Below are 25,080 nucleotides of genomic sequence, written 5' to 3'. Positions count from 1 at the left end.
CCGCCCGCACGGAGCCACAGCAGGCCGCGCCTTCGACCTTTGTCTGGCCGGGAGCGCAGCGGACGGCAAAATCGTAAATGGAAGGCCCCGGGGGGACGGCAGGGGGCAGACAAAAATGGGGCAGCTGAGGGCTGGCGGCCATAAAAACAGCCGTCCTGATAAGCTGCCCGCCAGACCGGCAGGCTGCCCGACCGGCGGACGGCGAGCGCGCAAAAAGCGTGACAGGGTGGAGCGCAGCGGAACCCTGGCGCGTCTTTTTTGCCGCCGACGGCCAGAGGGAGACCGATTTTCCTTTAACATAAAGGCTTTATATTGCATAAACGGGGTTACTGCATTTCTATCGCAACGCCAACTTTACCTGTGCAGGTTCGATTCCTGTTCTGGGCACACGCTCCTCAGCACCACAATCTGATGCTCATAGACCAGCTGATGAAGAGTCAGCGGGCGGAGAAGAAGGGATTCGAGCCCCTAACTGCCTTTTCCAGTGGTTCGAACTCTGTCCTTTTTTGCTACCCCCACTGGATTCGAACCACGATAAAAAACTTGGAACGCGGGTTCGATTCCCGCCATCTCCACTTGGGCCAATTAAAAAACAATAATAACCCCAGATGGGAGTTGAACCCACACTGTATTCCGGATTGGATTCGAACCAATGACCTACTGCTTAGAAGGCAGTTGCTCTATACATTTTTTGGAAGAAGGGCACCCTGATTATGAGTCAGGTGCCCCTTGGCGGGATGACTGGATTCGAGCGACTCGAACCAGGTACAACAGAGTCAGAGTCTGTCGTACTTCCGTGCGAAGGAGGAGATTCGACACCTAGGTATTTAAAGACCTCTGATTAACAGTCAGATGCTCTTCGTCGGGACGACTAGATTCGAGACCAAGGGCTCAGGTCCCGAGCGGATTCGAACCGGTCGTTAGCCTATACAATAGTTGTTACTTGTACAATAATAATGATTTTTTTCATTTCATCGGATGATACTGTTCTATCGCTGCTTTCAACACCTCCACCTGGCTTTGTTTATACCGCTCCGTACTGGATGGATATTTATGCCCTGCGAACCGCTGTACCACACTTATATCATGACCCTGCACCAGCAGGTTAGCGATCACGCTGCCACGGATAGATTGAGCAGTCACTTCACGTCCGGGATACATATTCCGGTAGCTCCTGATAACATGCTTTACTATATCATCCGCGCTCATCGGCTGGCCTCTGTGGCCGATCAGCAACGCATCACTATCATGGCTTTTCAGCAACTGCGGACGTACACTATGCAGGTAGCTGTATATTAACAGGATCTGTCCCGGTTTCAGCGATAACGTGCGGTTGTTGGTGGTGGCGGTGGGTTTTATGTAGATGGTACCTGCCCCCAGACTGATATCTTCCAGACTTAAAAGAGCCATTTCCTGCGGCTTTAACCCCTGATAGATCAATAGTCCCATTAACACCCGGTTACGGTAAAACAGCGTCTTATATCGCTCTTTACGTTCCAGTAACTGTTCCAGCTCTTCAGGACTGAACAGGTCCTGCAGCTGCACATCACGGCTACGCTAGTCTTTTAGTAGGATCGTACGGGCTGGATGATCGCTACGCTTGCCCTCATGGCACAGGTAATCATAATACGCTTTAATACTGCACAGGATACGGTTGAGCGTCGAGGCATTGCCATAACGCTCCCGAAGCACACCCACATAGGCTATCAGGTCATTATAACTTGCTGCTTCGGCATGACCGTAGTTACATAAAAAAATCCTGATCTCCCGGTGATAACCCGCTGCCGTGGCAGGCGTATAATGTTTTTCAAGATACTGCTGTAAGGTCATAACGATTGTATTTGCTGCGGGCCGGGCCTCGCATAGACCTGCGTGGACTCCAGGCACTGATGACCTAAAAAGTCACGTACGTATTCCATGCTCATACCTCCCTGTAATAAATGCGTCGCTATACTGTGGCGCAGGTAGTGCGGGCTGATCTCCGCACTAAGTCCCGCTTTACGCAACAGGGCTTTGAGCAGGCTTACATAAGTTTTACCTCGCATGGGCCGCCCTGCACTGTTCAGCATAAAAGCAGCACCGCTATACCGGGACCTGCCACGCTCCTGTAAAACATATTGTTCCAGCTCACGCGCCACACGCCCCGTCAACGGTACCACGCGCCGACGCTCTCCCTTGCCGGACCGTACATACAGTAGCTGCACACGATAGTGAACATCTGATAGCTGCAACCGCACGGCCTCGCTGCGTCTTAGCCCACAGCTGTAAAAAAGATGCAGCACGGCCCGTTCTTTAAGAGTGGTCGCAGCAGAGAACAGTGTTTGTACCTCCGCAACCGTCAGTGGCTCACGATGGCCTACAACAGGGCTTTTGAACCGCAGGCAACTCACCGGGTTAATGATAACACCGCCTGTCTGCTGCTGCCAGCTAAAGAACACCCGTAGCGCATACACGTAATGATAGATCATCACTTCACTCAACGCACCTTCGCCACGCTTTAACGGACGCTCGTGCAGCCATTCATAAAAACGGATGATGTCCGGCGCCCGGACCACATCCGGGCCGCTGTACTGCCCATACTCAAAAAAATCATGCACACAGGCAGGCAGCATTCGCTGCATACCTGCACTATACCCAAGTATGGACAGGTAAGTTTTAAAACAGTCTATGACCTGCCTCATTACTTCCTGATACTTTTTTACCGTAAATAATTATTTGTAGTTAATGCTATGATGCAAGGGCTATCAGTAGGACATTTTTCAAAAAGACCCTTGAGCATTTTTTGGTTACGCGTTACGCCAGGGCACATTTAGGCTATGGCAAAGGATTCTGGCGTTTCGCTGGTGTTTCACTGGTGTAACATGGAGGGGGCTGACGTAACATCTTTGAGGGCATCGATCTGCAGCTGCAGATGTTGTTTTACACGGGCACGCAATGCAGCGTAATTATCCCAGTAGATTACCTGATAGGTAAAACCACGGTTGGCATGGCCGCCCTGCTGACGTGCATATTCCAGACGATGGAGATCTGTAAAACAATGGAACACCTGCATCTTGCTGCACCGGAGGGCCTGACGCACTTCACGCAGGGTAAACGCTGCCGTCTTACAGCTTTCGCCGTACTCCTTGCGCAGCCAACCTTTCAACTGCTCGAAGAACTGCCGCAGACTTCCATCCAGTTCATCTACTTTCAGCACGATGCTGTCGAACATAATATCTACGGCCATTTCAAGATCTTGGATTTCCGTAATTAAACGACCCTTACTATCTTTTTCCCGCTGGTACTGATGTACCAACGTGATCATCTTGACAAAGTTCAAAAACAGATCATGCAGACGGCGGATCTTATGCGCATCAGATGGAAGCTCCAGACGGCCAGCATAGGGATTTATAACAGCATGGGGCTCTATAGCCCGTACCAGGTGTTGTATGAAGCGCTGTGCCTCCTTTTCTTCCCTGCCATCTAACTGGCCGGACGCTTTACTGTTCTGGTAACCTATGATACGGCTCGTCTGATCTGCGCCTTCGTCCACCGCCAGCAGGAACACACGGCTCATGTTATCTTCGTAGATTTCCCCCCGTGTAGTACAGGCCAGTGATGCAATAGGGCCTTTTACTGTTTTCTGTCCACTGGTGATCTGCCCGTTATCCAATTTGATGCTGGTAGCACTGTTCAGCTCTCCGTTGCTTTGCAAACTCACGGAACGCAAACTCTGCTTCTTCGCTCAACCCGTCTATATCTTCAAGGCATAACAACCGGTTCATAAAATAATGCTCCGGATAGTTATACAACACCTTATCACTGACACGTGTCAACCGGGTGACTTTCTCCGGTGGCATGCAGTCTGATATCTGTTTCAGCAACCGTGTCTTACCGCTGCCGCTACTGCCCTGTATCAGTGCATGGAGGGTTTCAGGCATTTTATAACTAAGGGCGATCAGCAGTAAAAACAATCGGTTCTTTTCCTCACCTACTATACCAGTCCTGCCCAGCTGTTCGTTTAACCGCGCCAGTAGATCAGGGCTTTTTAAAAAGGCTGTGGCGGTGCTGCGTTCCTGCTCTGTCAGTGGATACACACCGTTAGCCGGACCTTAATCTGCAACAGGTGGTACCAGCTCCTTTTCCCGATGACTGTCCAGAAGGTCCGTTAACCGGTGAAGATCGGTTTCCAACAGGGACACGTCCAACTGCAGCCGCTCACCTACCTCACGGGCCAGCTTATCGATTTGACGGTCCTCATAAAGGTCAACCTTATTACGGCTCTTTTGCCCGTTATCCCTACGTTCCACTACCAGCGTAACTTTCATGCTGTCCAGCACTTTACTCAACCCTCCCTGCACATAATAATTTATCTTTTCAGTACTGTAGCCTAGCTTATAGGGATTACCGGTATCAAGTCCTGGTGATACCACCACAGAAGTGGCCACCGTCGCGGGTGTAGTAATTACTTTTTCAGATGAAGCAAAAAAATCCTTTCGTTCATTTAACAGATGTTCCAGAACACCCGGTTCATGAGACAGGAACACACTGTTAACATCGTCTCCTGCTGGCAGCTCCAGGCTACTGATAACTACCTGCGGCAGCTGGTCCCGCAGCAACGCAGCGTATTTAGCAACAGCCTTGCGGCCTGCATCATCACCATCAAAAGCAAAAATGATTTCTTTTAAGTGGGGTAGGCTCCGGATGGCTGCCTGATGTTCCTGTGTAAACCCATTCGTACCATAGCAGGACAACACACTATAAGAACTGGTAACAGCGGATTGTTGGAGCAACGTAGCTGCGTCTATAATCGCTTCCGTCAGTATCAGTCGTTCCGTGGCGGCTTTCGGGTATACACCTGCAGGCTGGGTGTCTTATCATCATGGAACGGGCAATGCAGGCGAAGGTGCTTATCTGGTTTTAACCCGTAGTGTTGTAGTACCGTTGATAACGACAGCTGTTGCTTGATCTCAGCGATTTCCATGACCACGCAGCTTTTTAATGACCAGGGCTCCATTCTCTACTTTGATTTCTATCTGGTCACCCACCTTAAAACCTACCTTCTCCATCCATAAACCTCCGATTCGTAATAACGGCACTTCCCGGTAACCGGAACGACCATCAGGATAAAGCCTGTACACTTCCTGACAACGGCCATGCACCTTCGCACGCCGCGTAGTTTTATTTCGTGTTTCCATGAAAAAATATTTTTTGTACCCAATCCAATACAAACACACTTAATCATATTTATTTGACAAACTTTTTCAGATTTTTCTGTAGCCTATTAGTACTATTTATTTGCAAAAACACCGTAGAATACGGTCATTTAGTACCTAATCCAGTTTAAAAATGGCTACTTTCGGTAAAAAACTCAGGGAGTGCAGGGAGGCTAAAAGCCTCTCCCAGCAATAGTTAGCTAAGCAGATGAAAACTTCATACACTGTCATTGGCAAGTATGAACGGGATGAGATGCTGCCTTCCATTGAAGTCGCTAAAAATCTCGCCCGACTCCTGGACACTACTGTCGGTTATTTGCTCGGTGAAGCCTCCAGTAGCAGTACATTTAAAGACCCTGCCATGTTACAGCGTCTTAATGAGATCAACTCACTACCTGAAGAGGATAAACACTGTATTTTATATACTATCGACAGCCTATTACAGAACGCTAGAACTAAAAAGGCTTTTGCACATAAATAGTAAACCCCGGTCGGTGACCGGGGTTTACTATTTATGTGCAAAAGCTCTTTTACCATAAGCGTTCATATTCTTGAATGTACTTATCAAACAAGCCTTTAATAAATATGGTCAAAACTGTTGGAGATTGCCCTTCCAGTTCTTCACCATCACCAAATGACAACCCTATTCCTAAGTCAAGGAACAGAACATTATTATCATCAACAAAAGCATTCTTCTCTTTACTTATGAACATGGATTTTAAATCTGAAAAACTAGTTCTAAGCACATCTATACCATCATAAATGGCTACTGACGGAGCTTCTACATTGATCGAGATACAGTTCTTTAGATCATCATAATCAAAACTGAGCCCATACTCCTTATAGTAATCAGCAGTATCCGTACTATAATCATAAGTCATAAACACAAATTTATCACCCAGAGCTTTATTTATCGCATCTTTCTTTGAGCCTAAATAAATATCTCCGACTCTTTCATACGGCAGAATATCTAATATCATAGCTTATTTAGTATTAGTATTTAATTTTGGAACTGTTTCCTCGAAGAAATATTTTTTCGCCTGATTAAGAGCCCTCTCATTGACTTCATAACCTGCATTTTTCATTGCCTGTCTGTAATCTTTCTCAACAAAATTCCACAATTCGTTATATTTCTTTTCTTCTATCAATAATGCTTCACGAGCTCTAAATTCACGAGCACTACGGGTATTTTTAAAACTTCCTGTTAAATTATGAGCTGGTGTTTCCATCTGAACTGCAGGTGCATCGCCAGCTGGAATACCAAACTTTTTCAATGTAGATTTTGATGGTAATTCATGATTATCAAAGTATTCCTTTTTAGGAATATCTTTATAACGTCCTCCTAACGGCACCTCAAAACCAAAATATCCAACTAGATTTCTAAGTCCGACGCCTAATGTTGCGCCAGCTCCTGCAAGATTACCAACCCTCTGTAAACTTTCTCCAAATTCATCAGCATATTCCAATGTTTTATTGTAAGGCACACCAGGAAGCGAATGCAAACTGCCCAAACTACCACCATTATCCAAGTACTTATTAAGCCCTTTAATTGCACCAGCCATCTCACGCATACTACCAAAAGCATATCGGTAATATCCAAAGTGTAATACGTAGGCCTTCCCAAACTGTTCAGCAGGAACATCTATTCTCATTTTGGTTTCCAAAATGGTTTCTATATTCCAAGGAATTGTACGCTGAACATTATCTAAAGAAATTGATGTCGCCCTGCCATCTTTCAAATTCAGCGAGTAATGTAAAACCTCTCCTCCATCTAAGTCAACACCATCTATTACCCTATTTTCTGCATAAGCATATGTACTATTCCATGGATAGGATTTGGATAGTGGGTCTACAGATAAGAACTTCCCTATCCTCGGATCATACACCCTCATCCCATAATCCTGCTGGTTCCCCTCCCCCTTTACTTCATTATCATTTTCCTTCCCGTTAAACCCATAACGATATACCCCTTTCAAATTCCACTTCCTCCCCACCATCTGCATCCCGAACGGCGCATAGTCCATCGCTGAGAGCACGGTGGTTAGCGTCAGAAATAGTGGCCATCACGTTCCCTAAGTGATTAGACAGCTCATACCGGATCAGATTCGTCTGTCCCACAGCGTAGTGGCATTGCCGATAGTACCGCCGCTGACGATTATTTCAGGCACCCACATACCAAAGCAAGCTACTGTATGGCTGCTATTTTTTTCAGTTCACTAAAAGGTAAAAGACATCCGAAGAGAAAAGAGTTTGACAAGCACTGTAACATGATTTTGATACAATGCTTACTAAGGTAAATCGTAGAGAATTCCTACTTGAAAAAGAATTGTCTGATTCAAATAGACCCACCAGTTAAGCCATGAATAATTTGAAGTAAATAATCGGAATCCTTAATATAGAATCCGCCTATTCGCTTTCCTTTTTTGTATATCTCAATCTGGTCAGAAGTGTCAAATAATATCTCCAATTCTTTATCAATATTATGTCTAAAAGACATAGGCTCAACTTCTATCCAATTATTTTCAATCAAGATCTGCGAATTTCTTATATAATTATCCATAATTATCTATTTAGGCATATACGGTTCAGCAACAACTTTGTATCCCAAACTTTTCCATCCATCTATAGAAGCATTATACTGTTCAGTTGTCATTTTTGCACCGGCCCCGAATCGTCCAGACCAAGCGTTTATATGAACAGTCTTCGAATCTGTAAACCACGCCTCTCCTCCAGAATAAGCTTTTGGACTCAGGTTGGTATGTTTAATTACAGAATTTCCTCCAATTGGGGTATTCTCGTAGCCGATGTTAATACCTCCATCATCGATAGTCCATATATATTTAGTTGACTGATCGCCATATGCTCCAGTATTAATATCGGAGAATTTTTCGGAAAAAAAAGATCTATTCTGCTTACCAGCCTGGAGAGGAATATCCTCACCAGGTAAAATTTCTCTTGCTGGACTTTTTAATGATCCTAACCTGGTATAAATCGCTTTCGAAGCATTTTTCACAACTAAGTTGAGCACGTTACCAGCAAGACTTAAGCTTTTTTGCAACGCCAAAGTCGTCGCTAAGTTCGTTAAGGCCTCTTTTCCTCGTTCCTCTTGTGCTTGACGTCCTTCAAGATTCTTAGAAGGAGTATGAGAAATAACACTCGACGCAAATATTAGTGGAGTTAGTGCTCCATCGGTTAACATATCTGCGGCCACAAGCCCTGCAACTGCCAATGTATTTACGTTGTGCGGACCTGTATGTTGTTCTGTAGCAGCCTTAGAATCGACAACGGTCTTTCCATTTTCATTGAATTTCATTGGTGGGGAATATTCCAATCCATCAAGATCAACACCATCTATTGGCCTATTACTTGCAAACTGATATGGCGTCAATTCGGGATATTTTCCGGTGAGTGGATCTACACTCAAGAACTTTCCAACCCTCGGATCATATATCCTAAACCCATAATCCTGCTGGTTCCCCTCTCCCTTCACCTCATTATCATTCTCCTTCCCGTTAAACCCATACCTATACCCCCCGCTCAGACTCCACTTCCTCCCCACCATCTGCATCCCAAAAGGCGCATAGTCCGTCGCTGAGAACACCGTCGCATCTGTACCGGTCTTAACATCAGAAATAGTCGCCATCACATTCCCTAAGTGATTAGACAGCTCATACCGGATCAGATTTGTCTGTCCCCAAAGCGTAGTAGCGTTACCGATTGTACCGCCGCTGACGGCCATTTCAGGCATCCACATACCGAGGCGGGAACTGCCATACAGCTGCTGTTCTTTCCAGTATACCTGGCTGCTACCGTTATCGCTGTAGACGGCGAGGGGATTACCCTGTGCGTCGCGACTATACCAGGTACGGGTGGTGACACCATTTTTCAGGAAGGCTTTATAGGTACGGTTACCGCTGGCGTCGTATTTGTATTCCAAAGAGCTGCCATCATCGAATCGGATGCTACTGATTTTGCCGTACAGATTCCAGTTGACATTGATACCTGCCGCCTGGTCTTTTACCAGGTTACCGATGTTATCATAAAGATAATTATCGTCGCGCATATTATCTATATCCAATTTGTAGACAGCATCATCCACTGCATCTTTAACATGGCGCAACTGGTTGGACACCAGCTTACCATCACCGTTACGGGGATAATAATAGGTGAGGTTGTCCATGGGAACGCTGATATCGCGGGTACCGTTACGCAGGTACGACAGGATATTGCCGTTACCGTCGTAGCTGATATCTTCTTTGAAATCATCTACCGCCTGCGCCATTCCCCATGACGTGGTACCGACAGGCTGCTGATGCTGCCGCATACGAACAAGCCTGTTGAGCTGATCGTAGCGGTAACTGTAGCCCACCGGGGAGCCGCTGTTCAACTTACTGAGTGCCAGCGTAGTGCGACTGATATTACCATTATACAGGTTATGACCGGTGATATCGTCGGCGGAAGCAGCATATTTCATGGCCAGCGCATTAGCGGAAGCATCAATTGGCTTATAGTCGCCGCTATAGTAATCCAGTGAGTAGGCCATCACATCCGGGGCGAAAGTGCTCCGTGCACCGGGGGCGCCGTCCTGCCCCATTTCCTGCGTTGGTAGAAGGCCGGTGCCATTGATACCCTTCAGCCAGCCTTGCAGCGTGTAGATATAGTCGATGCCCTGTACCTCTTTACCGATTTCTGTACGGCCCAGCGGACCATGCAGGTAATAGCGGTAGTTGGCATTGCGGTTGGCTCCATTACGAGGGAATACCTTCCACCCATCGCCGGCATGTGCAACGTCCGTTAAGGCGCCTATTAACCTGTTTTCTGCATCGTATTCGTAGTTATAAAAGAACTGGTCCGGCTTACCGAACTGGTACCGTACGGCATTTACTTTTCCGCTGACGAGATCATAGTTGTAGTCGGTCTGCTTTACTTCGTATAGCCCATACAGTTTCTGCCACAGGGTTTTCACGTTGCCGGCGGCATCATAACTGTAGTAGGTACCCACGGCTTCAGATTCCGGTGTTTCTCTATACAAACTGGCGGCCACTCTTTTACGCAGGTTGGCCTGATCGTAAGGTGTTCCGGGTATTTTGTCATCATAGTAGGTACGCGTGATCTGTGATACGGCTCCGGAAGCTTCGAACGAATTCAGGATCGATGGTGGCACAAAATCAGCGTTACCCAGACTGGTCGCATTTTTCTTTTCTCCCACTTCCACTACACGACCCAATAAATCGTAAGCTGTATAGCTGTACTGGTCTGGTTTTTCAATCTGGATAGCATTCCGGGATGCCACCAGGCGGCCTTTGTAATCATACCAGAAATAATTCATACCGGCATCAGGAGTACGTTGTTGCACCACCTGCCCCAGTGAGTTGTAGGCATAGTCGGTGGTTAACCGGTGACGGGGATAAACCGCCAATACCTGTCCTTCCGTGGTGCCCTGGCCCGGTACAGTAGAAGGTGATCCCGGTACAGGGGTGTTAAACCTTGACCAGATCATGTTGTCCCGCAACAGGCCACTGCTGTATAACGGCGCCATACCCATACATACTTCCTGCGCATTGGCCGCTATTTCAGCACCAGATAATTCGCGGTTGTATACACGCAGCTGCTTCAGCTGCGTCAAGTCTGCGGTAAAGGAAGAGATGCCATCGGGACCGACGGTAATCGTCCACCCACAGGCTGATGATGGCGGGTCTGCCAGCGGCGTAAAGGCACGGCCATTGACGAAAATATTCAGCGGCGCTGATGGGTCGGACAGATTAGCGCCTTGTACCACCACATGGGTAAACTGCCCCAAAGGCAATATGGAACTCAGATCTACTGTCATATGTTTAGACGACAGGATATCGATCTTCGTTTGTGAAGGGTACTCCAGATTATAGACGGATACACTCAGGTATTTATCACTCTGGCAGAGATAGAAATAAATCTTGTTGTTTCCTGCCGGGGTGATCACCTGCGAAGCGCTGCCGTTTTCACTGTGCAACCAGAATTCCACAGAACGGTTAACGGTGCTGGTAACAGCCGTAGAAAGCATGTCCAGCGCGGCCTGTGCATCGGTATTGGCTGCCGGGCCGTTATAGGAACAGCTGCTATAATCTACACGACGGGCCTTGTCGACTCTGTCGAGCATCTCCTGATCATTGATAATATCTACCCCCTCCGGCGGAACGGTACGTACCAGTGAACCCGCCAGGTCATAGTAATACAGCGTATAATGATAATGCTGCTGTGATGTTTCCAGCGACACTTTCGGCTGAACACTGCCACATAACGCCACATACTCATTACGGAACACTCTCTTCACAGAATCGACATAAGCTGCATATAGTCGTGACGCACCCGCCACGGCGCCATCTGTCAATTCCAGCATGCACTGGTAGGGATTTACCGTCACTACGTCATACACCGGATTGTTGCACAGCATTTCTGAAGGAGTACCGGCAATCTTCTCTTTATAGCTCTTATACTCAATATAGCTAAGGGTAAAACCAAACCGCTGGTTCATGAAATTGCGGTATACGTCTTCATAGTTAGGATGGTCTGTATCAGGGGCACCTCCAAATGCTGCATTGAAAGCACTTTCTGCGGCATGAAAAGCATCCGCTTTGATACACCCGATGGCATTGCCATCCAGGAAGACCGGCAATTTAATGGCTCTGTCCAGCAGCCGGCGACAGTTGCTGCAACCTTTTATCAACGCGTTCAATTCCGGCTCTGTGAGCGTCATATTAGCGCCATATTTCCCCACAAGGAAGTTATACAGCGTGGCGCCCGGCTGCGTGTTGTTTTTTTCCTGTATCAGTATATTCAGACGATTACAGATAGCCTCATCTGTATTGCTGATCACTTTGACCACACTTTGAACCGGGACATCATAGGGATACAATCCGTCCTGTACCCATGGATTCTTAACCAGATCAAAGTTGCCCAGGTACCGGCGTACCACCTGTTCGAAGGAGGCATCGCCATCTGCATTCAGGTTACCAGGTTTTACGGAACTGGAACCATTTACATGTGTATTGTCGCTACCGTTACGGCATACTTCTTCTAAACGGGCGCGGAATTGCGTTTTGACAGCAGGTGCAAGCGATTGGTAAGCCGGTGATGCCGACAGGCTGGTGATGAAATTATCCACATTTGCCTTACAGGCACGGCCTATATGCACATTCATAGAATCCCTTCCTGCTGCCAGACTGGAATCAAGGTTTACAGTAGCAGCGGGTTTGTATCCCAGATTATTAATATGAGATACTTTATTTTTATACCCGGCAGGACAAGAATCCGGTTCTGCTACATAACCGGTACATTCCATGGTTAAGGTCCTCAACGGATATGAGTTTAAAGTGAGGAGCTTCTTTGTAGGAGAGTTATAGGTAAAGAACTCTGTATCGTCTAGTATAGAGCCGGTAGGGCCGCCGGGGTTGGCAGGGTCCTTCGGGCTGTACAGGTTAATGATCAGCGTAATCCCTTTGGGAATTGGTGGCCCGCTCACCTTCTCCAGATAAATCAATGGATGAATATCATCAGGAGGCCAGGTCTCATAGTAACTAAACATACTGACATCAAACCTGGCACATTGATCAGCCACAGACGCTCCCCCAACAGTTGCACCCGGATAAGCCCCTACAAGACATTTCCCCGAACAAGGCCCGGCATTCCTGGCCCGCTGATAATAGCGCTCCTTCAACTGAAAATAATACTCCGCATACTGCTGCCATTCTCTGTCAGGCACACGGCAGCCAGCAGCCGGTGAACAGCTGTTCCACCGTACGCTTCCCTCGAGATTGTTACCGGTGGTATTAGTGGTATTTAAAGAGTCTGCACAATACAGCTGGTAATCCACATAAGCACTAAGATCTTTATTGTACAAACGCGTATCCTTCACACCCAACACATTCCGCGTGTAATTATCCAGGTCTGCTTTAAAAGCTGTGGCCATGCTGTTTCCCGGACCATTTGTAAAGAAAGGGTCCACATCTGCCAGCCAGTGCCCATTTGTATAACTATACTGTAATCCCGGCGCTATCACAGGAATATCAGCGGCACTGGTATACACCTCCTGCGCACGCTGGTCCCAGGCCATATAGCTGCTGTTCTGCTCACAGTACAGCAGGGCGCAGTACTCCGGATGCTCACCGATAAATTTCGCCGCCCATTCTTCTTTCCAGTAACGTTTCACCATAGCCCAGCCAAAGTTGGCGTCATACGGACTGGTATAGGAACCATCTTCGAGGTCGATTCTCTCACTTTCGTATTCAGTGGTCCCTGGTTGCCGTTCCGGAAATACCTTTCGCCAGTTTTTAAAAACAATGTTAATATCTGTTTCCAACGGATTGCCATCTGCATCAAAAGGAGAAAACTGTCCGCCGGGTTTCACATCAGCTTCCAATAATTTCCTCAATTTATCACAGGGTGATGGCATGCAGGTCGCCCGCAAAGTCATACAGTTACTGTATAAAGCATCATACAGTCCCTGTGCCCAGGTATTGATGACTGATGCATTGGCCACCACGTCCACCCCATCGCGCTGCAGCCGTCCACGAAGCGCATTCACGAAATCATCCTTCGCCCCCAGCGCGGCCTTACACGTTGTACATTCTGAAAAACAACCGGCAAAATCTTCTCTGGCCAATGCCTCCATCACAAACTGAAACTGTGTTTTCAGATTGGTATTACGGGTGATAAAATCTTCTGTGTAAGCTTCAATTACCTTTGGATTCAGCGCCAGCTCAAACGTGATATAATATTCTCCGATCTTATTGATGGGAACAGCGATGGTATTGGTATAATCCGCAGTAGCGCTACAATCCGACAACTCTTTACCGGTCTTCACATCCGTCATTTCTACCAGTTTATTATTACAATCATCTGCCACCACTACTTTCAGTTCATAATAACAGTTACTGCAGATGCTTACGCCATTTTGCTGATACCCTTTGATCAGACTTGGCATATTGAAGGTCAGGTTATCGGTCACATTAGGCACTGAAGCCAGGTAAGTAGTGGAAGCAGTGAGCTTCAGCAGCTGCGGATCAAACACAAAGCGTCCAGGCTGTAACAGCGTAACGGTAGCCCGCACCGCTGCCGGACGGGAATTCAGTGGCAACAGGCTTGTATTCGGATTAGCACCGGTCAGCGCCGTCGCTACCGTTTTACCGGCGGCATTCAGATAACTGATAGCGACCTCGCCGTTCGGGTCCACCACCATATTTTTGAGGTAGTGGTTCGCGTAACCGGCGTCGTTACCAAAGATGCGGTCCAGCTCCCATTGCTCCGGTTTGCCGTAATAGTAACGGGTAGCATGGCTATTGGCAGGTACGGGGTCTGGCTGCAGGGAAGCACCCACGCCGCCTTGCTGACTGATACGACCGGTATTGTCTGCTGTATAGGAAGTAACAGCAAGCGGATACCCTTCCGCATCGGGAATATATTTCCTGAAATCCCCACCCAGAGCTTGGTTAGACGAAGAGTAATAATACCCGGCGCCACTGGAAGTATTCAACGGATCTGGTTTCCCGATGCAGTTACCAGTGAGTCCCTTGAAAATATTGGTTGCGGTATAGGCGCCTCCACTCAGGCTTTTATTCAACAGTGGATAATAGTCAATTTTATTGGCTGCCAGCGGAGCGGGCAGAATACTGGCCACTGGCCGGCCAAAATCGTCTAGTAGAGATTCCGCAGCCACGGCTACCTGATCGCTGTTGTTCAGTGTCACGGTCTGGCGGTTCCGCAGGGTACCATCCAGGTAACTCATCACTTCCTTGCGTTTACCATCTTCAGCGAAGCTGACACTGTACTGCCAGTTCAGCTTCGGCTGATGCCAGGCTGCATCCAGTGCAATAACGCCAGGCTGTTGCACACCATCCAGTTTACAGGTATACACCCACGGGCCTTCTGTTCTGTACTGACTACTTTCATCTACCGTGCGAATACGTACCAGCAGGAACTTGTATTGCTGTGTGACAGGAATACGGTAGCTATTCTCCATCACGGTCACCCGGCTGGAATTATTGCGGAAAATCATCGCCATCATGGCGTCTGGCTGACTGGGAAATTGTTCCAACATCCGGCCATACACAGACTCTTCATCCACAAAGGTCCATTCCAGGTCAAACTTCTGTGCACCATTGGCATCCCAACTGATCTGCACCTGACCGGTACCTGCATTGGCATTGGCAGCAGCATTTGCCGTAAGCGTCTTTGCCTGCATGCCCATAGGTACGAGAGACACCACTGGTTCCAGCTGATGGTCTTTCTGCGGCAGATAATCGCGGTTTACCACCACCTGTGCCCGCAGCAGAAATACAGGCGGTAATTCTCCCAGCTCTGCACTACTGATATCGTTGATGGTGATTTTTATTCTGTAGGCATTCTTAAAATCATATTGGTCAGACAGCTGGTACACCGCTCCTGCCGTTGTATCATAACGGATGGTCAGGGGTATGCCGGGCAGCGTAATGGGGTTATCCTGTCCGGGGCCGCTCCAGTATTCTATTTTAAGGTCTACCTTGCAGGAGAAATTCTTTTTGAAGGTCACCACGGTATCTGGGTTGACCATAAAAGTGATACGGTCCAATACACCATTGTTGCGGATAGCCCGCCAGTCGTAGGCCGGATTTTCAAACTTCTCATCCTTCACAATCAGCGTATCACCTTTTTTCAATTTGCCCGAAAGCTGTTGCTGATAAGGCTCAATGGCTGCATGGGCCATGCCTGCCCATAACAGCAGTAAAGCTGTTATCAGGCAGGGTACCCATGTTTTCATTCTGAGGTATAGGGACATATCTTCGGATTAACAATTAAAACTTATTGATCAATTCATAATGGCGGTAGTTACCAGCCGGCTGCCAGGAAGACTGATCGCCGGTCAGGTAAGTATCAACCTGTAACAGCTTATCAGGAACATATCCTTCTTTCCACGTATCCATTGCAATGCGCATCTCCCTGTCCATCGCTTCATTGAGCGGGTCATCGAGATTGGTCATCCGCATATAAAGCTCCCGGAGAGCTGTTGCGGAAGGGTCAAACACAAACCGGTATTCCTTACACGATGCATGATTGGCGCAATGCAGGCTCACCACGGAATCCTTCCCACGAATACTACCTTTCACCCGGTAGTTTTCACTTTCCCATATTTTCATCAGCGTATCCACCGGCAGCTGAAAAGGCGCCACCAGTTTCTTCGGTGCAGAGACGATGATTTTCTCTGCCTGATGACTGATCGTGATGAATCGGTCTTTCAGGGAAATCATCTCCACATCGCCCAGCTGGTAATACAATTCCTCCCCGCGGCGGCAAAAGCGAAATGCCTGACTCATATTGGCAGTGCTGTCTGCCGGATCAGTGGCGCTGATATTACCGCTGAGGTAAAGCGTACGACAGGTATCGATATGTGCGTACAGGTTAAACACCGACATCATCGTTGCCTTTTCGTCCTGTGTAAAGTGGTAGGTTGTCCACGCCATTGCATTGGTGGCAGGTTCTCTTAATACCGGTTTAAATACCGGAGAAGACGCCACTGCGATCACTACCCCTACCACCAGTAGCAGCGGCAACAACGTTCTAACCAACAACATGATCTTTTTCATATTCTGATAATTTCATTTTTGAATTAATCTGCTTTTCTGAAGGCTGATCTGGTTTCTTTCAATGTCATGATGCCTCTTTCCGTTTCTTTCTTCACCCGCACCAGTGTGCCTTCTTCATCATATTCGTAAAAGGTGGCATAGTTATTTTCATCCAGCTCCGCGATCAGTTTCAGCGCTTTATCATCATACGCGAAAGTCTTGATGTTACCATCATAGGGAAAGATGCGGATATCATCAACCAGCACGTTAGTGGCAGTAGGGATATTGAGCGTTAACTGTCTGGCAGTAGCGTTCACCGTGAACGCTCCCTCCATTAGTTTCCAGCCTTCCACCACGGCTTTTTTCGTCAGTTGGATACCCTGCCCGTTGGCGGTCACCGTGATGTTGGGGTCACTAGCGGGAGCAGCGTTGTCTTTCACCCATACAGAGAAAATGTATCTGCCACCAGGCACCGGCTGAAATCCATCTTCATACAATCCCGGCCCCGGCTTGCGGATGTATTGCCCGAGGCCATCCCAGGCGGTGTAGTTACCGTATCCCGGTTTCTTATCCACGTTGTGCACCTTCGTTGTGAGGGTTATTGGCTTCTCCAGTTTCAAAGAATACAAACCGGTATGCGACTCATTGCTGACAATGGGTGACGATGTTCCGCCAGCTATGGCGTTCCGGATGGTGAAACTATCTTTCATACAGCTTGAAGTACCATAACAGAGATAAAAGAAATTATAGTCCTCGAATCCGTCATAGAAGATTTCGCGTTTGCGGGCGTTGTTGGCCACAGCCAGCGGCACAGCGCCGTCGTAACCATACAACACGCTGCTATAGCGCAACAAGGCATCTTTATTTTCCAACTCCTGGCCATACTTATCATAAGCAGTAACATAGCGGCTGGTCGTCCACGGAGTTGTTAATATCGTATAGGCGTTCCAGGCACTACCGCCGCCACTGTTGTAAAACCAATATGGCATAAAGCTCTTATATCCGCCACTATTGCGGAGATTAAGCCCTCCTCCGTTGGCAGCAAAGATGTTCTGGTCTGCCCGGTTCACCAGGTACACTTTGTCTTCAGCAGGTCGCCAGTTACCTAGTATACCTGTCAGATAGGGGTTTAATGTTGGGGTGATACCGCAGGAAAAAGGTTTGCTGCAATCCATCCGGATCGGGGCGCCGCCACAGGTGTAGCGCGTGAGGCGAATGGAGCCATCTTTATTGGTGATATAGGTGTTATACGGCGTATTAGAGTTGACCAGATCCCGGGTATTAAACAAGGCTATCAGGGTGCTTGACGTTGACAGCTCAGTGGGAGTGGCCCAATACAACTCCACACCTACCGCAGCATCATAGGCCTGAGGAGTACCCGTATCATTCATAAACTCTATCCTTAAGGTATGGGAGCCCTTGCCCAGATCTATCGGAATAACCCGCCATAGTTCGTACACATCACTGTCGGGGTTGGTATCCCTGTTTACCACCAGATTGCCATCAACATAGATACGGATCAGATTATCCGCGGCGTAACCAATGGAATACCGTCTCGTTTCCGGAACAGAAACACAGGTTTCAAGTCCCAGCCAATACCTGTCCAACGGGCCTTCAGCCCCCTTGAGCCAAACACTCGACGCATTCAGCCTGCCACAAATGGTAGGATTGCAACTTCCTGCCACCATCGGCATCACTTCCCGGGCTGTAGCGGTTTTCATGGTACCACCAACAGAACAACCGGTACCCCAGATACCATCTGTTCTCGGTTGCGTCCATACTCCTGGTCCCGTATTAAAAATGGTACCCTGCACACCATAACGTGGCAACGACGCCATACAGGTCAATTTCAGCGTGTCATTGGGCGTCTCCACCGGCAACAGCACACAGGAAGTACCGTCTTCGCTGGGAACATAACCCGGCGGACAGCCACACAAACTGGCATTCCACTCTTCTTCAAACAGGGAGGTCTTAGCATCGATCACCTGATATGTATTCGGTGCTCCTGTTTCGGTTGTCAATACTCCCAAACGATTTCCGGCAATGGGGTTCTTCAGGCACAACAGCGTGGCGGTGGCAGCCGCAGTCTGGTTACGATATCCCGAACGAAGGATCCGTACCCGGCCATTATAATTCTTCACCACCTGGCCATTATCATCGATCAGACGGAACTGTTTTGTTGTTCCATTCTGCACAGGGGAATAAGCTACCCACCATCGCTGCCCACCGATTTGTGACAACAGTTCGTCACCCGCCGTGAAGTAGCTCGTATTAGATGTGATGGCTCCATTGGCATCTGTTTTGGTTGTCAGCAGCGTTTGTATATTCCGGTACGCACCACCCATTTTATTATACACCCAATAGGCCGGCATATTCACGCTATACACCGGGTCACCATACTCATTGGTGGTACTGGTTACAACAGCCGCACCAGTATTTCTGTCAAAAACCAGGGTGGCGGACGTTACCGAAGAGCCATTCACGGTCTTGACTACACGATCCACAATGCCCGTTTGTTGAATGGTTTTCAGGGTAGATGCAGAACGGAACAATTTATAACTGTTATTTTCTTTACGTGGCCAGTGTGGTATGGGTAGCGGGAACCAGATAAAAGGAATCACATCTATACCAATGTGAATAGAAGTCCCCTGATCAGTGCTCTCCTGCTCGCGCATATCGGTCATCATTTCAATCTCCCGGCCCAACATTTCTTCCTGATTAATAACGCCGTTTTCATTGATGGTGGTCACGGTGCTATTGAGCCTTTGTTTGCCGCCATCCAGCGGAGAAGATTTATAATAAATCACATTGGAAGATATTTCAGCGCCCGACTGATTAAAGACCCTTTCGGCCTTGGGTTTACCATGCATATCATTCAACCATACCACGTATCCCTGAGACATGGCCAGTTCATATACCTGCGAACCGCCGGTGAACGACGCCCATCCGGAAGGACCATAGCGCCGCATATCGGGCTTCGTGTCTGACTCCACGATCACCGGAAAATCCTTTGCGGTATAAAACTCATGTTGGCTCCAACCTGTACGCGCCAGGGGATCAACGTTCCCACTTGCATCCAGCTGCCGTACCACTACATTGCGGTATCCTACCTGTGGCGCCGGAAACAATGACTCCCCGAAAGGCTCTTCCAGATAAAAATAATTGGTCAACGCACCTTTCGATTCCTGGCTATATGGCACAGGCATGCGCATCGGATTTTCATCAGCGCCGGTGTAAGGTTCGTAAGCGGCTACACCGCTGCTGATAGTTTTACCGTTTTCTGTGATACGGTATTCATATTGCTGTCCATAAGTGGCGGAAGGAGCAGCTGTCCCTGTCATCTGAGACCAGTTATCTTTAATACTCACCTTTTTTACGCGGGGTGCACCACCGATTTTAATACCATCACCTTTGGCCATGCGGACAAAGCTCCTACGCAGATCTACCCTGGAAGCAAAGCGTTTCCTCATGGCGCGCTCATAAAAATTCTGCCGCAACTCTGCCAGGTTGCCCACCGCACTCACTAATGCAGACAAAGCTTCTTCTATACCCACGTCATTGGATATACGGTTTTTATAACCCGGATAGGCATACATCGGATATTCCAGTTTCATTTTCTGCCAGGCAGCCATAATGAATGGATTGACCGTCACCCGCCCTTCGTTCATATCTTTAAAAAGAATATTATACGTTCCGTCGTGGTTATCCCTGATTTTCGTGACTTCCGCATAACAGGAAACGAAATCATAATCTTCCCGGCCATCGGTAGTGGGATGATCTGTGACATTCACATACAACCGGGCATAAAAGTCATTTCTGCCTCCCATATAATCGGACACAAAATTTCGCAGGATACTGGCGTCGCTATTACCCCTGAGCGGCCCGGGAGCATCTACCCTGAAACCATGGGCCAGCGCCAGATCGCTGGTAGTCGCACCCAGACTATCAGTGATCAGATTTTTAATGCCGGTCATCACCATTGCCCGTCTGTCCTGCACATAGGCATAATCACCGGCCTCGTAATCCACTTCAATTTCACCGCCCGTTGGCAGGGTAATTTTATTCAGGTTCCAGCCTTTCGCATTTTCGTTGGCTTTCCCACGGTTCTGCACTGCATAAGGAAATTCATCATTGAATAAATTGCCAAAACCGAAAGAGGCGTTATCATACTTCGCTTTGAAATAACCCCAACGATCTGAGGACATATTCCTGTATTCAGAAACATTGTTGTACTTAAAGGTATAAGGGTGGTGCTTTCCACGGGTAGAGGTATTGTACGTGAAATACAATGAATCCAGTGTCAGCTTTCCCATACCAGTGGGGTTATTAGGCACCTGTTGACACGAATTATAATTATAACGGAAAACCACTGTCTTAATAGGGGTCATCGGATCACTTTTGGAATATACCCTTATCTCAGAAAGCCGGCGCTGTATGGCATTTGCATCATTCCTGGTACCATACAGATTGGCAACTCCCCTGGCATCATCCCTGTTCTCCGTAATAAAATAAACGACCTTGGTTTTGGTTTCGATAGATTGCAGATACCATATTTCTTTTTCGCCGTATACCACATTACCCTTATCGTCGTCTCCGTCTGCCAGCTGGCCGCGGCTGTACTGTGCTTTCCCCGGCTCTATGGGTGTTCTCCATTTGTATACGTCCGGTAATTTCGAATAGTTAAACTTAATCGCAGTACCCAGGTCGTCAGCGGTAATGCCATCATTACCCACATCTACATAATCGGGGCTCAGTAGTTGTGTCAGCAGGTAAGAGGCCGCATATGCCGGCTGGCTCTCATGCTGATAAAAGTTATCGCGGCCATAATCATGTTTGAATCCGTTGTCACCATTCATCTCCACCGGAATAAGACTCTTTCCGGTATCCGGCTTGTTTTGTGGGTTGACGGCAAACGTATATTCCTCCTGCCTTGTATTATACACGGGAATACCATATACAGCGCGTTTACCGTCTGGCTCCGTTACCGTGATCTCACTGATATGATGCGATTTACGATAACCGACCACCCGGGAAATGGAAGTAGGATTTCCAGGTCCACAATTCTGGAGCATGGAAGAAGGTGTCAGCATAGGATAGGAGTTTATCGTGCCTCTGTCCTTTGTTCTGCTAAGTTCTCCGGCCGTCATATAACTTACTACGGTATTCCGCATCTGCCGACCATTCTTTTTTAATTCACCATTGGTAGAATAAGTGTCGCCCTGCTTGTCTTTCAACTGTCCCAAGGCAGCCCTGTTACTAAGCGGCACCGACACCACGCCTGTACCTCTTATCCTGGAGGCGAAGCCTGCATCTTCCGCGGTCTGTTCTCCCAGTACCTTGAAATATGCCTGTTCTTCTGTAGAATCGCTGGTGGTCAACTTATAATCCGATAACGGCAGGAAGGCATTTTCTCTTTTCCACTTGCTGGTAGTATTGGTGATCTGCTGATCATAAAAAGCGATCCCACCATGAAAATAGGCACCAGCACCATATTCCATGGACAAGGACTTGTTGCTGGCAACATCTGTGGCATAATTGTCGAATACGATCCCCGCATTACCTCTGTTCAGCCGGAACTGACCGCTGCCGGTTTGGTTGGTATAAGAAAACACATCGGGCGTGGCGATGGGTAATGGCAGGTTAGGCAAATTAGCGATGACTGGGTTTTCCTTCTCCCGCTGAAAATCCATCACTGCTTCCTGAACATTGGTGCCCTTGTCTGCATACAAAAAGCCATATGCTTTGGTTTTTTTCGTTTTATCAAGCACCTTGGCCACGGTTTTATAACCGGTAAAACCGAAGCCGGTGAAGATCCCCCACCCGTTAGGACCGAAATCCAGGGAAAAAGAACCGTTACTGGTTTCATACCCAACACCTATTTTCGGATTAAAAGGAGGCGTATTGTAAGAGAATATGCGTTTCGTCCCGAAATCATTCTTACCGATGGTATAAGAAGAACCCAGTGTCAGATCTTTGATACCCTCACGCGTATTATAACTGAGCGTGGCAGAAACGCCCATAGAGATGTTGGCGCGATAGCCTTTCAGAAAATTCGCGTCCAGCGATAAACCGGTTTCTGTAGACACACCGCTGCTGGTGTTAGAGTTGACGCCTGCGTTCAGGTCCAGCCCACCGCTCAGTAACCCGGAGTTGCCCAGCTGCAGTCCTAAACCCGCATTGGCGCCAAATTCTGCACCCATGCCCAGGTAGTTGTCACTAAAAATACCGACTGAGACGGAGCCGCCCAGCTTGATGATATTCCCCCCAAATACCTCCATCCTCACGGTCCCTTTACCACCATAAGTGATTTTAGGTTTGGTATCGTGTTCTGTGGTAATAATATCTCCTCCCATGTCATCGGGCAAACCACGCAGCTGCCGGTTAATAGCGCCCACATTGAGGTTCCAGCCGAGTCCTACCCAACTGGCTTCATCGTCCATGCCGGCACCGGAAGCATAGTTGAGATTGATGGGATAACCATCCACATCCAACAGCGGGATATTGTATTTGAATCCTCCCGTAAATAAGTCCACCATATCGTTGGCCCCATAGGGGGAAAACTGTGTATGTTCTGGCTGTGCAGGACCGGATGTTAATGCCAGCGCACGTAGTGGCAATGCGGTTTCCGTCACCATCAGTGAAAGAAAAAACAAGGCCAGCGCCCTTTTTACTTTAGTATTTTTTATCATCATAGCCTACAGCTTAGAGAGTCCGATTGTAACAATGAATTTATCATCAGGGGAAAAACCAGTCTGGTGGTGGTAAACACCTGGTCTTTGAATATCAGCGCAGCGACTTTCTTTTGCTGCCATACCGGCCGTTGCCAGGTGACCAAATATTCTACGCCGCCCATATTGCCATTTGCAATGCGTTGCGCGATCACAGGCGACAGCGTATCGTTGTCCGTCACCAGCTGAAAAGCTTCTTCCAGTCCGTAGCTGGCCGCCTGCTGTCCGCTTTTTTCTTTCATATCCGGCTTATCAGAGCGGACATTGATTTTAAACGACAGTTCGTTGTCATTAGCCACTGCAGAAGGCGTCAACTGGTCCCAGCAACGAGGCAGGTAAGTGCAGGTTACTACGGTGCCGCCTATATTCTTTTCCGTAACCAGTCCGTTATGGGTATCCCGTAGAAGTGCCTGTAGCTTTTGCTGGTCATTGTTTACACATCCTGCCATCAGCAGGGCCATCGCGATTATTCCTTTTTTCATATGCAGCCGTTTATTCCGTTTCTTGCTTATAGAGGAACCTCAACTTACGCTCGTTGCCGTCAGGCAGCTTCAGTTCCAGCTGGTAATAATTTCCATCCTTAAATGCACTGTTATCCGATAGGTCAATGAGAATATGATTATTGCCGTGTTTCAGTTGAATAGTGGGTAGTTTGCGGATCCGTGCCGAGGGATCCGTGATACCGCTAATGCTATAGGATAATTTGACCGGTGCGTAGGTATTGCGGACCGCGAAACGTAGGGTGCCTTTGGCGAGATAGAAATTACCCAGCGCCAGATCTTCGATATCCCGGAAGCTCTCCGGCGTCCGGACTTCGGCACTGTCAGTGCAGTTCACACGGAATATCCACATCTCAGAAGTGGCCAGCAGCATATCTCCTCTGTAGGCGGTCACCTGCCAGATGTATTCTTTTCCTTCCGACAGCTCTCTCGCTACCGGCGGGAAAAACAACATGGGCATATTGATAAACTGCTGGTTGATCAGCGGCATGTTGTAACGCAACGCTTCTGCTTTAGCCTGACCGGGCTTCACTTCACTCAGGATCAACCGGTACATCATGCCCGGGACAGCCGGCAGCAACGGCTGCCAGAAAAACGTAGGGCGTTTGTCGCAGATGGCATCTTCATCCGTCGGAGCAGCGAGGATAAGCGGTGAAAAAGGCTGCAGCATATAGTCAAAGCACTGTTCGCCTAACGTGCCTTTCCCGGCGTCCACTACCTCAAAACAATATTCATATTCCGCTTCTGTAAAGTATCCTGACTGCCGGCACATGTCCGCAATGCGGTTGTTACCGAAACGGATATCGGCGCCGGCCAGCAATCCCGGGGGTAACGTATTCAGGCCGGGCAGCAGCCGAAAAACAGGTGTTTTGATAGACACCACAGTGCCCACCGGTTTAGCCGTCACCGTTATTTTCAACGTTACCTCCTGCCCGCCGGCTGCCTGACCGCCTACACGTACCTGTAGCAGGCCGTCGAGCGTCCTGCCCTGCACCTCGGGCATAAAGGCAAATGACACCTGCGCCTTGGCATGTAACTGCAACAACAGTATCATCAGCAATAATCCAATACAAAATTTTCTCAT

17 protein-coding genes are annotated in these 25,080 nt (G+C 48.1%); 1 reads left to right on the top strand and 16 read right to left on the bottom strand.

Annotation, left to right across the window (positions count from 1 at the left end; translation table 11 throughout):
- Window positions 1–966: 966 nt before the first annotated feature.
- The 8 genes from ICL55_RS26785 to ICL55_RS26750 form a co-directional block, all read right to left on the bottom strand.
- Window positions 967–1,545: a tyrosine-type recombinase/integrase gene (locus ICL55_RS26785; protein WP_188103377.1), complete on the bottom strand. Its 579-nt coding sequence runs from the start codon at window positions 1,543–1,545 to the stop codon at window positions 967–969.
- Between the two features lie 12 nt (window positions 1,546–1,557).
- Window positions 1,558–1,830: a site-specific integrase gene (locus ICL55_RS26780; RefSeq protein WP_188103375.1), complete on the bottom strand. Its 273-nt coding sequence runs from the start codon at window positions 1,828–1,830 to the stop codon at window positions 1,558–1,560.
- Window positions 1,827–2,621, bottom strand: coding sequence for a tyrosine-type recombinase/integrase (locus ICL55_RS26775; protein WP_188103373.1), 795 nt, complete (start codon window positions 2,619–2,621; stop codon window positions 1,827–1,829). The genes ICL55_RS26780 and ICL55_RS26775 overlap by 4 nt, the downstream gene beginning before the upstream one ends.
- Before the next feature lie 227 nt (window positions 2,622–2,848).
- On the bottom strand, window positions 2,849–3,700 hold the full coding sequence (locus ICL55_RS26770; protein WP_188103371.1) for a hypothetical protein: 852 nt from the start codon (window positions 3,698–3,700) through the stop codon (window positions 2,849–2,851).
- Complete coding sequence (locus tag ICL55_RS26765) at window positions 3,645–4,076, bottom strand: hypothetical protein (protein ID WP_188103369.1); 432 nt, start codon at window positions 4,074–4,076, stop codon at window positions 3,645–3,647. Before ICL55_RS26765 ends, ICL55_RS26770 begins: the two co-directional genes overlap by 56 nt.
- A gap of 15 nt (window positions 4,077–4,091) precedes the next feature.
- A complete protein-coding gene (locus ICL55_RS26760) occupies window positions 4,092–4,802 on the bottom strand; it encodes a toprim domain-containing protein (protein ID WP_281392630.1) in 711 nt (236 codons plus the stop codon).
- Window positions 4,803–4,804: 2 nt separating this feature from the next.
- Window positions 4,805–4,963 carry a CHC2 zinc finger domain-containing protein gene (locus tag ICL55_RS35675; protein WP_188103367.1) on the bottom strand — a complete coding sequence of 53 codons (159 nt, stop codon included), beginning with the start codon at window positions 4,961–4,963 and terminating at the stop codon, window positions 4,805–4,807.
- Entirely contained in the window at window positions 4,950–5,177 is a 228-nt protein-coding gene (locus ICL55_RS26750; RefSeq protein ID WP_188103365.1) for a SymE family type I addiction module toxin, read from the bottom strand. Before ICL55_RS26750 ends, ICL55_RS35675 begins: the two co-directional genes overlap by 14 nt.
- A gap of 226 nt (window positions 5,178–5,403) precedes the next feature.
- Here ICL55_RS26750 and ICL55_RS26745 point away from each other — a divergent pair, with 226 nt between their 5' ends.
- Window positions 5,404–5,676 (top strand): helix-turn-helix domain-containing protein, encoded by a 273-nt coding sequence (locus ICL55_RS26745; protein WP_223151617.1) that lies wholly within the window; start codon window positions 5,404–5,406, stop codon window positions 5,674–5,676.
- 49 nt (window positions 5,677–5,725) lie between these two features.
- On the opposite strand, the gene ICL55_RS26740 is transcribed toward ICL55_RS26745, so the two are convergent.
- From ICL55_RS26740 to ICL55_RS26705, 8 genes are all read right to left on the bottom strand, one after another.
- Complete coding sequence (locus ICL55_RS26740; protein WP_188103363.1) at window positions 5,726–6,175, bottom strand: hypothetical protein; 450 nt, start codon at window positions 6,173–6,175, stop codon at window positions 5,726–5,728.
- Between the two features lie 3 nt (window positions 6,176–6,178).
- Window positions 6,179–7,219: an RHS repeat domain-containing protein gene (locus ICL55_RS26735; RefSeq protein ID WP_188103361.1), complete on the bottom strand. Its 1,041-nt coding sequence runs from the start codon at window positions 7,217–7,219 to the stop codon at window positions 6,179–6,181.
- Window positions 7,220–7,530: 311 nt separating this feature from the next.
- The gene (locus tag ICL55_RS26730; protein WP_188103359.1) at window positions 7,531–7,755 is read right to left on the bottom strand and encodes a hypothetical protein; all 225 of its coding nucleotides are present in this window, start codon (window positions 7,753–7,755) and stop codon (window positions 7,531–7,533) included.
- A gap of 6 nt (window positions 7,756–7,761) precedes the next feature.
- Window positions 7,762–15,984: an RHS repeat domain-containing protein gene (locus ICL55_RS26725; RefSeq protein ID WP_188103357.1), complete on the bottom strand. Its 8,223-nt coding sequence runs from the start codon at window positions 15,982–15,984 to the stop codon at window positions 7,762–7,764.
- 16 nt (window positions 15,985–16,000) lie between these two features.
- The gene (locus tag ICL55_RS26720) at window positions 16,001–16,789 is read right to left on the bottom strand and encodes a hypothetical protein (protein WP_188103355.1); all 789 of its coding nucleotides are present in this window, start codon (window positions 16,787–16,789) and stop codon (window positions 16,001–16,003) included.
- A 23-nt stretch (window positions 16,790–16,812) separates the two neighbouring features.
- Entirely contained in the window at window positions 16,813–23,460 is a 6,648-nt protein-coding gene (locus ICL55_RS26715) for a PA14 domain-containing protein (protein WP_188103353.1), read from the bottom strand.
- A complete protein-coding gene (locus tag ICL55_RS26710) occupies window positions 23,457–23,978 on the bottom strand; it encodes a hypothetical protein (RefSeq protein WP_188103351.1) in 522 nt (173 codons plus the stop codon). The genes ICL55_RS26715 and ICL55_RS26710 overlap by 4 nt, the downstream gene beginning before the upstream one ends.
- Before the next feature lie 10 nt (window positions 23,979–23,988).
- Window positions 23,989–25,080, bottom strand: a complete 1,092-nt coding sequence (locus ICL55_RS26705) for a DUF928 domain-containing protein (protein WP_188103349.1) — start codon at window positions 25,078–25,080, stop codon at window positions 23,989–23,991.

The sequence above is a fragment of the Chitinophaga varians genome (genome assembly GCF_014529945.1).
Classification (GTDB): domain Bacteria; phylum Bacteroidota; class Bacteroidia; order Chitinophagales; family Chitinophagaceae; genus Chitinophaga; species Chitinophaga varians.
This window is presented reverse-complemented; position numbering and strand designations above follow the sequence as displayed.

Coding starts and splice junctions, on each gene's coding strand:
- ICL55_RS26780 (WP_188103375.1), bottom strand. CDS start 1,830: ATGACCTTACAGCAGTATCTTGAAAAACATTATACGCCTGCCACGGCA.
- ICL55_RS26775 (WP_188103373.1), bottom strand. CDS start 2,621: ATGCAGCGAATGCTGCCTGCCTGTGTGCATGATTTTTTTGAGTATGGG.
- ICL55_RS35675 (WP_188103367.1), bottom strand. CDS start 4,963: ATGGAAATCGCTGAGATCAAGCAACAGCTGTCGTTATCAACGGTACTA.
- ICL55_RS26750 (WP_188103365.1), bottom strand. CDS start 5,177: ATGGAAACACGAAATAAAACTACGCGGCGTGCGAAGGTGCATGGCCGT.
- ICL55_RS26745 (WP_223151617.1), top strand. CDS start 5,404: ATGAAAACTTCATACACTGTCATTGGCAAGTATGAACGGGATGAGATG.
- ICL55_RS26740 (WP_188103363.1), bottom strand. CDS start 6,175: ATGATATTAGATATTCTGCCGTATGAAAGAGTCGGAGATATTTATTTA.
- ICL55_RS26735 (WP_188103361.1), bottom strand. CDS start 7,219: ATGGACTATGCGCCGTTCGGGATGCAGATGGTGGGGAGGAAGTGGAAT.
- ICL55_RS26730 (WP_188103359.1), bottom strand. CDS start 7,755: ATGGATAATTATATAAGAAATTCGCAGATCTTGATTGAAAATAATTGG.
- ICL55_RS26725 (WP_188103357.1), bottom strand. CDS start 15,984: ATGTCCCTATACCTCAGAATGAAAACATGGGTACCCTGCCTGATAACA.
- ICL55_RS26720 (WP_188103355.1), bottom strand. CDS start 16,789: ATGAAAAAGATCATGTTGTTGGTTAGAACGTTGTTGCCGCTGCTACTG.
- ICL55_RS26715 (WP_188103353.1), bottom strand. CDS start 23,460: ATGATGATAAAAAATACTAAAGTAAAAAGGGCGCTGGCCTTGTTTTTT.
- ICL55_RS26710 (WP_188103351.1), bottom strand. CDS start 23,978: ATGAAAAAAGGAATAATCGCGATGGCCCTGCTGATGGCAGGATGTGTA.
- ICL55_RS26705 (WP_188103349.1), bottom strand. CDS start 25,080: ATGAGAAAATTTTGTATTGGATTATTGCTGATGATACTGTTGTTGCAG.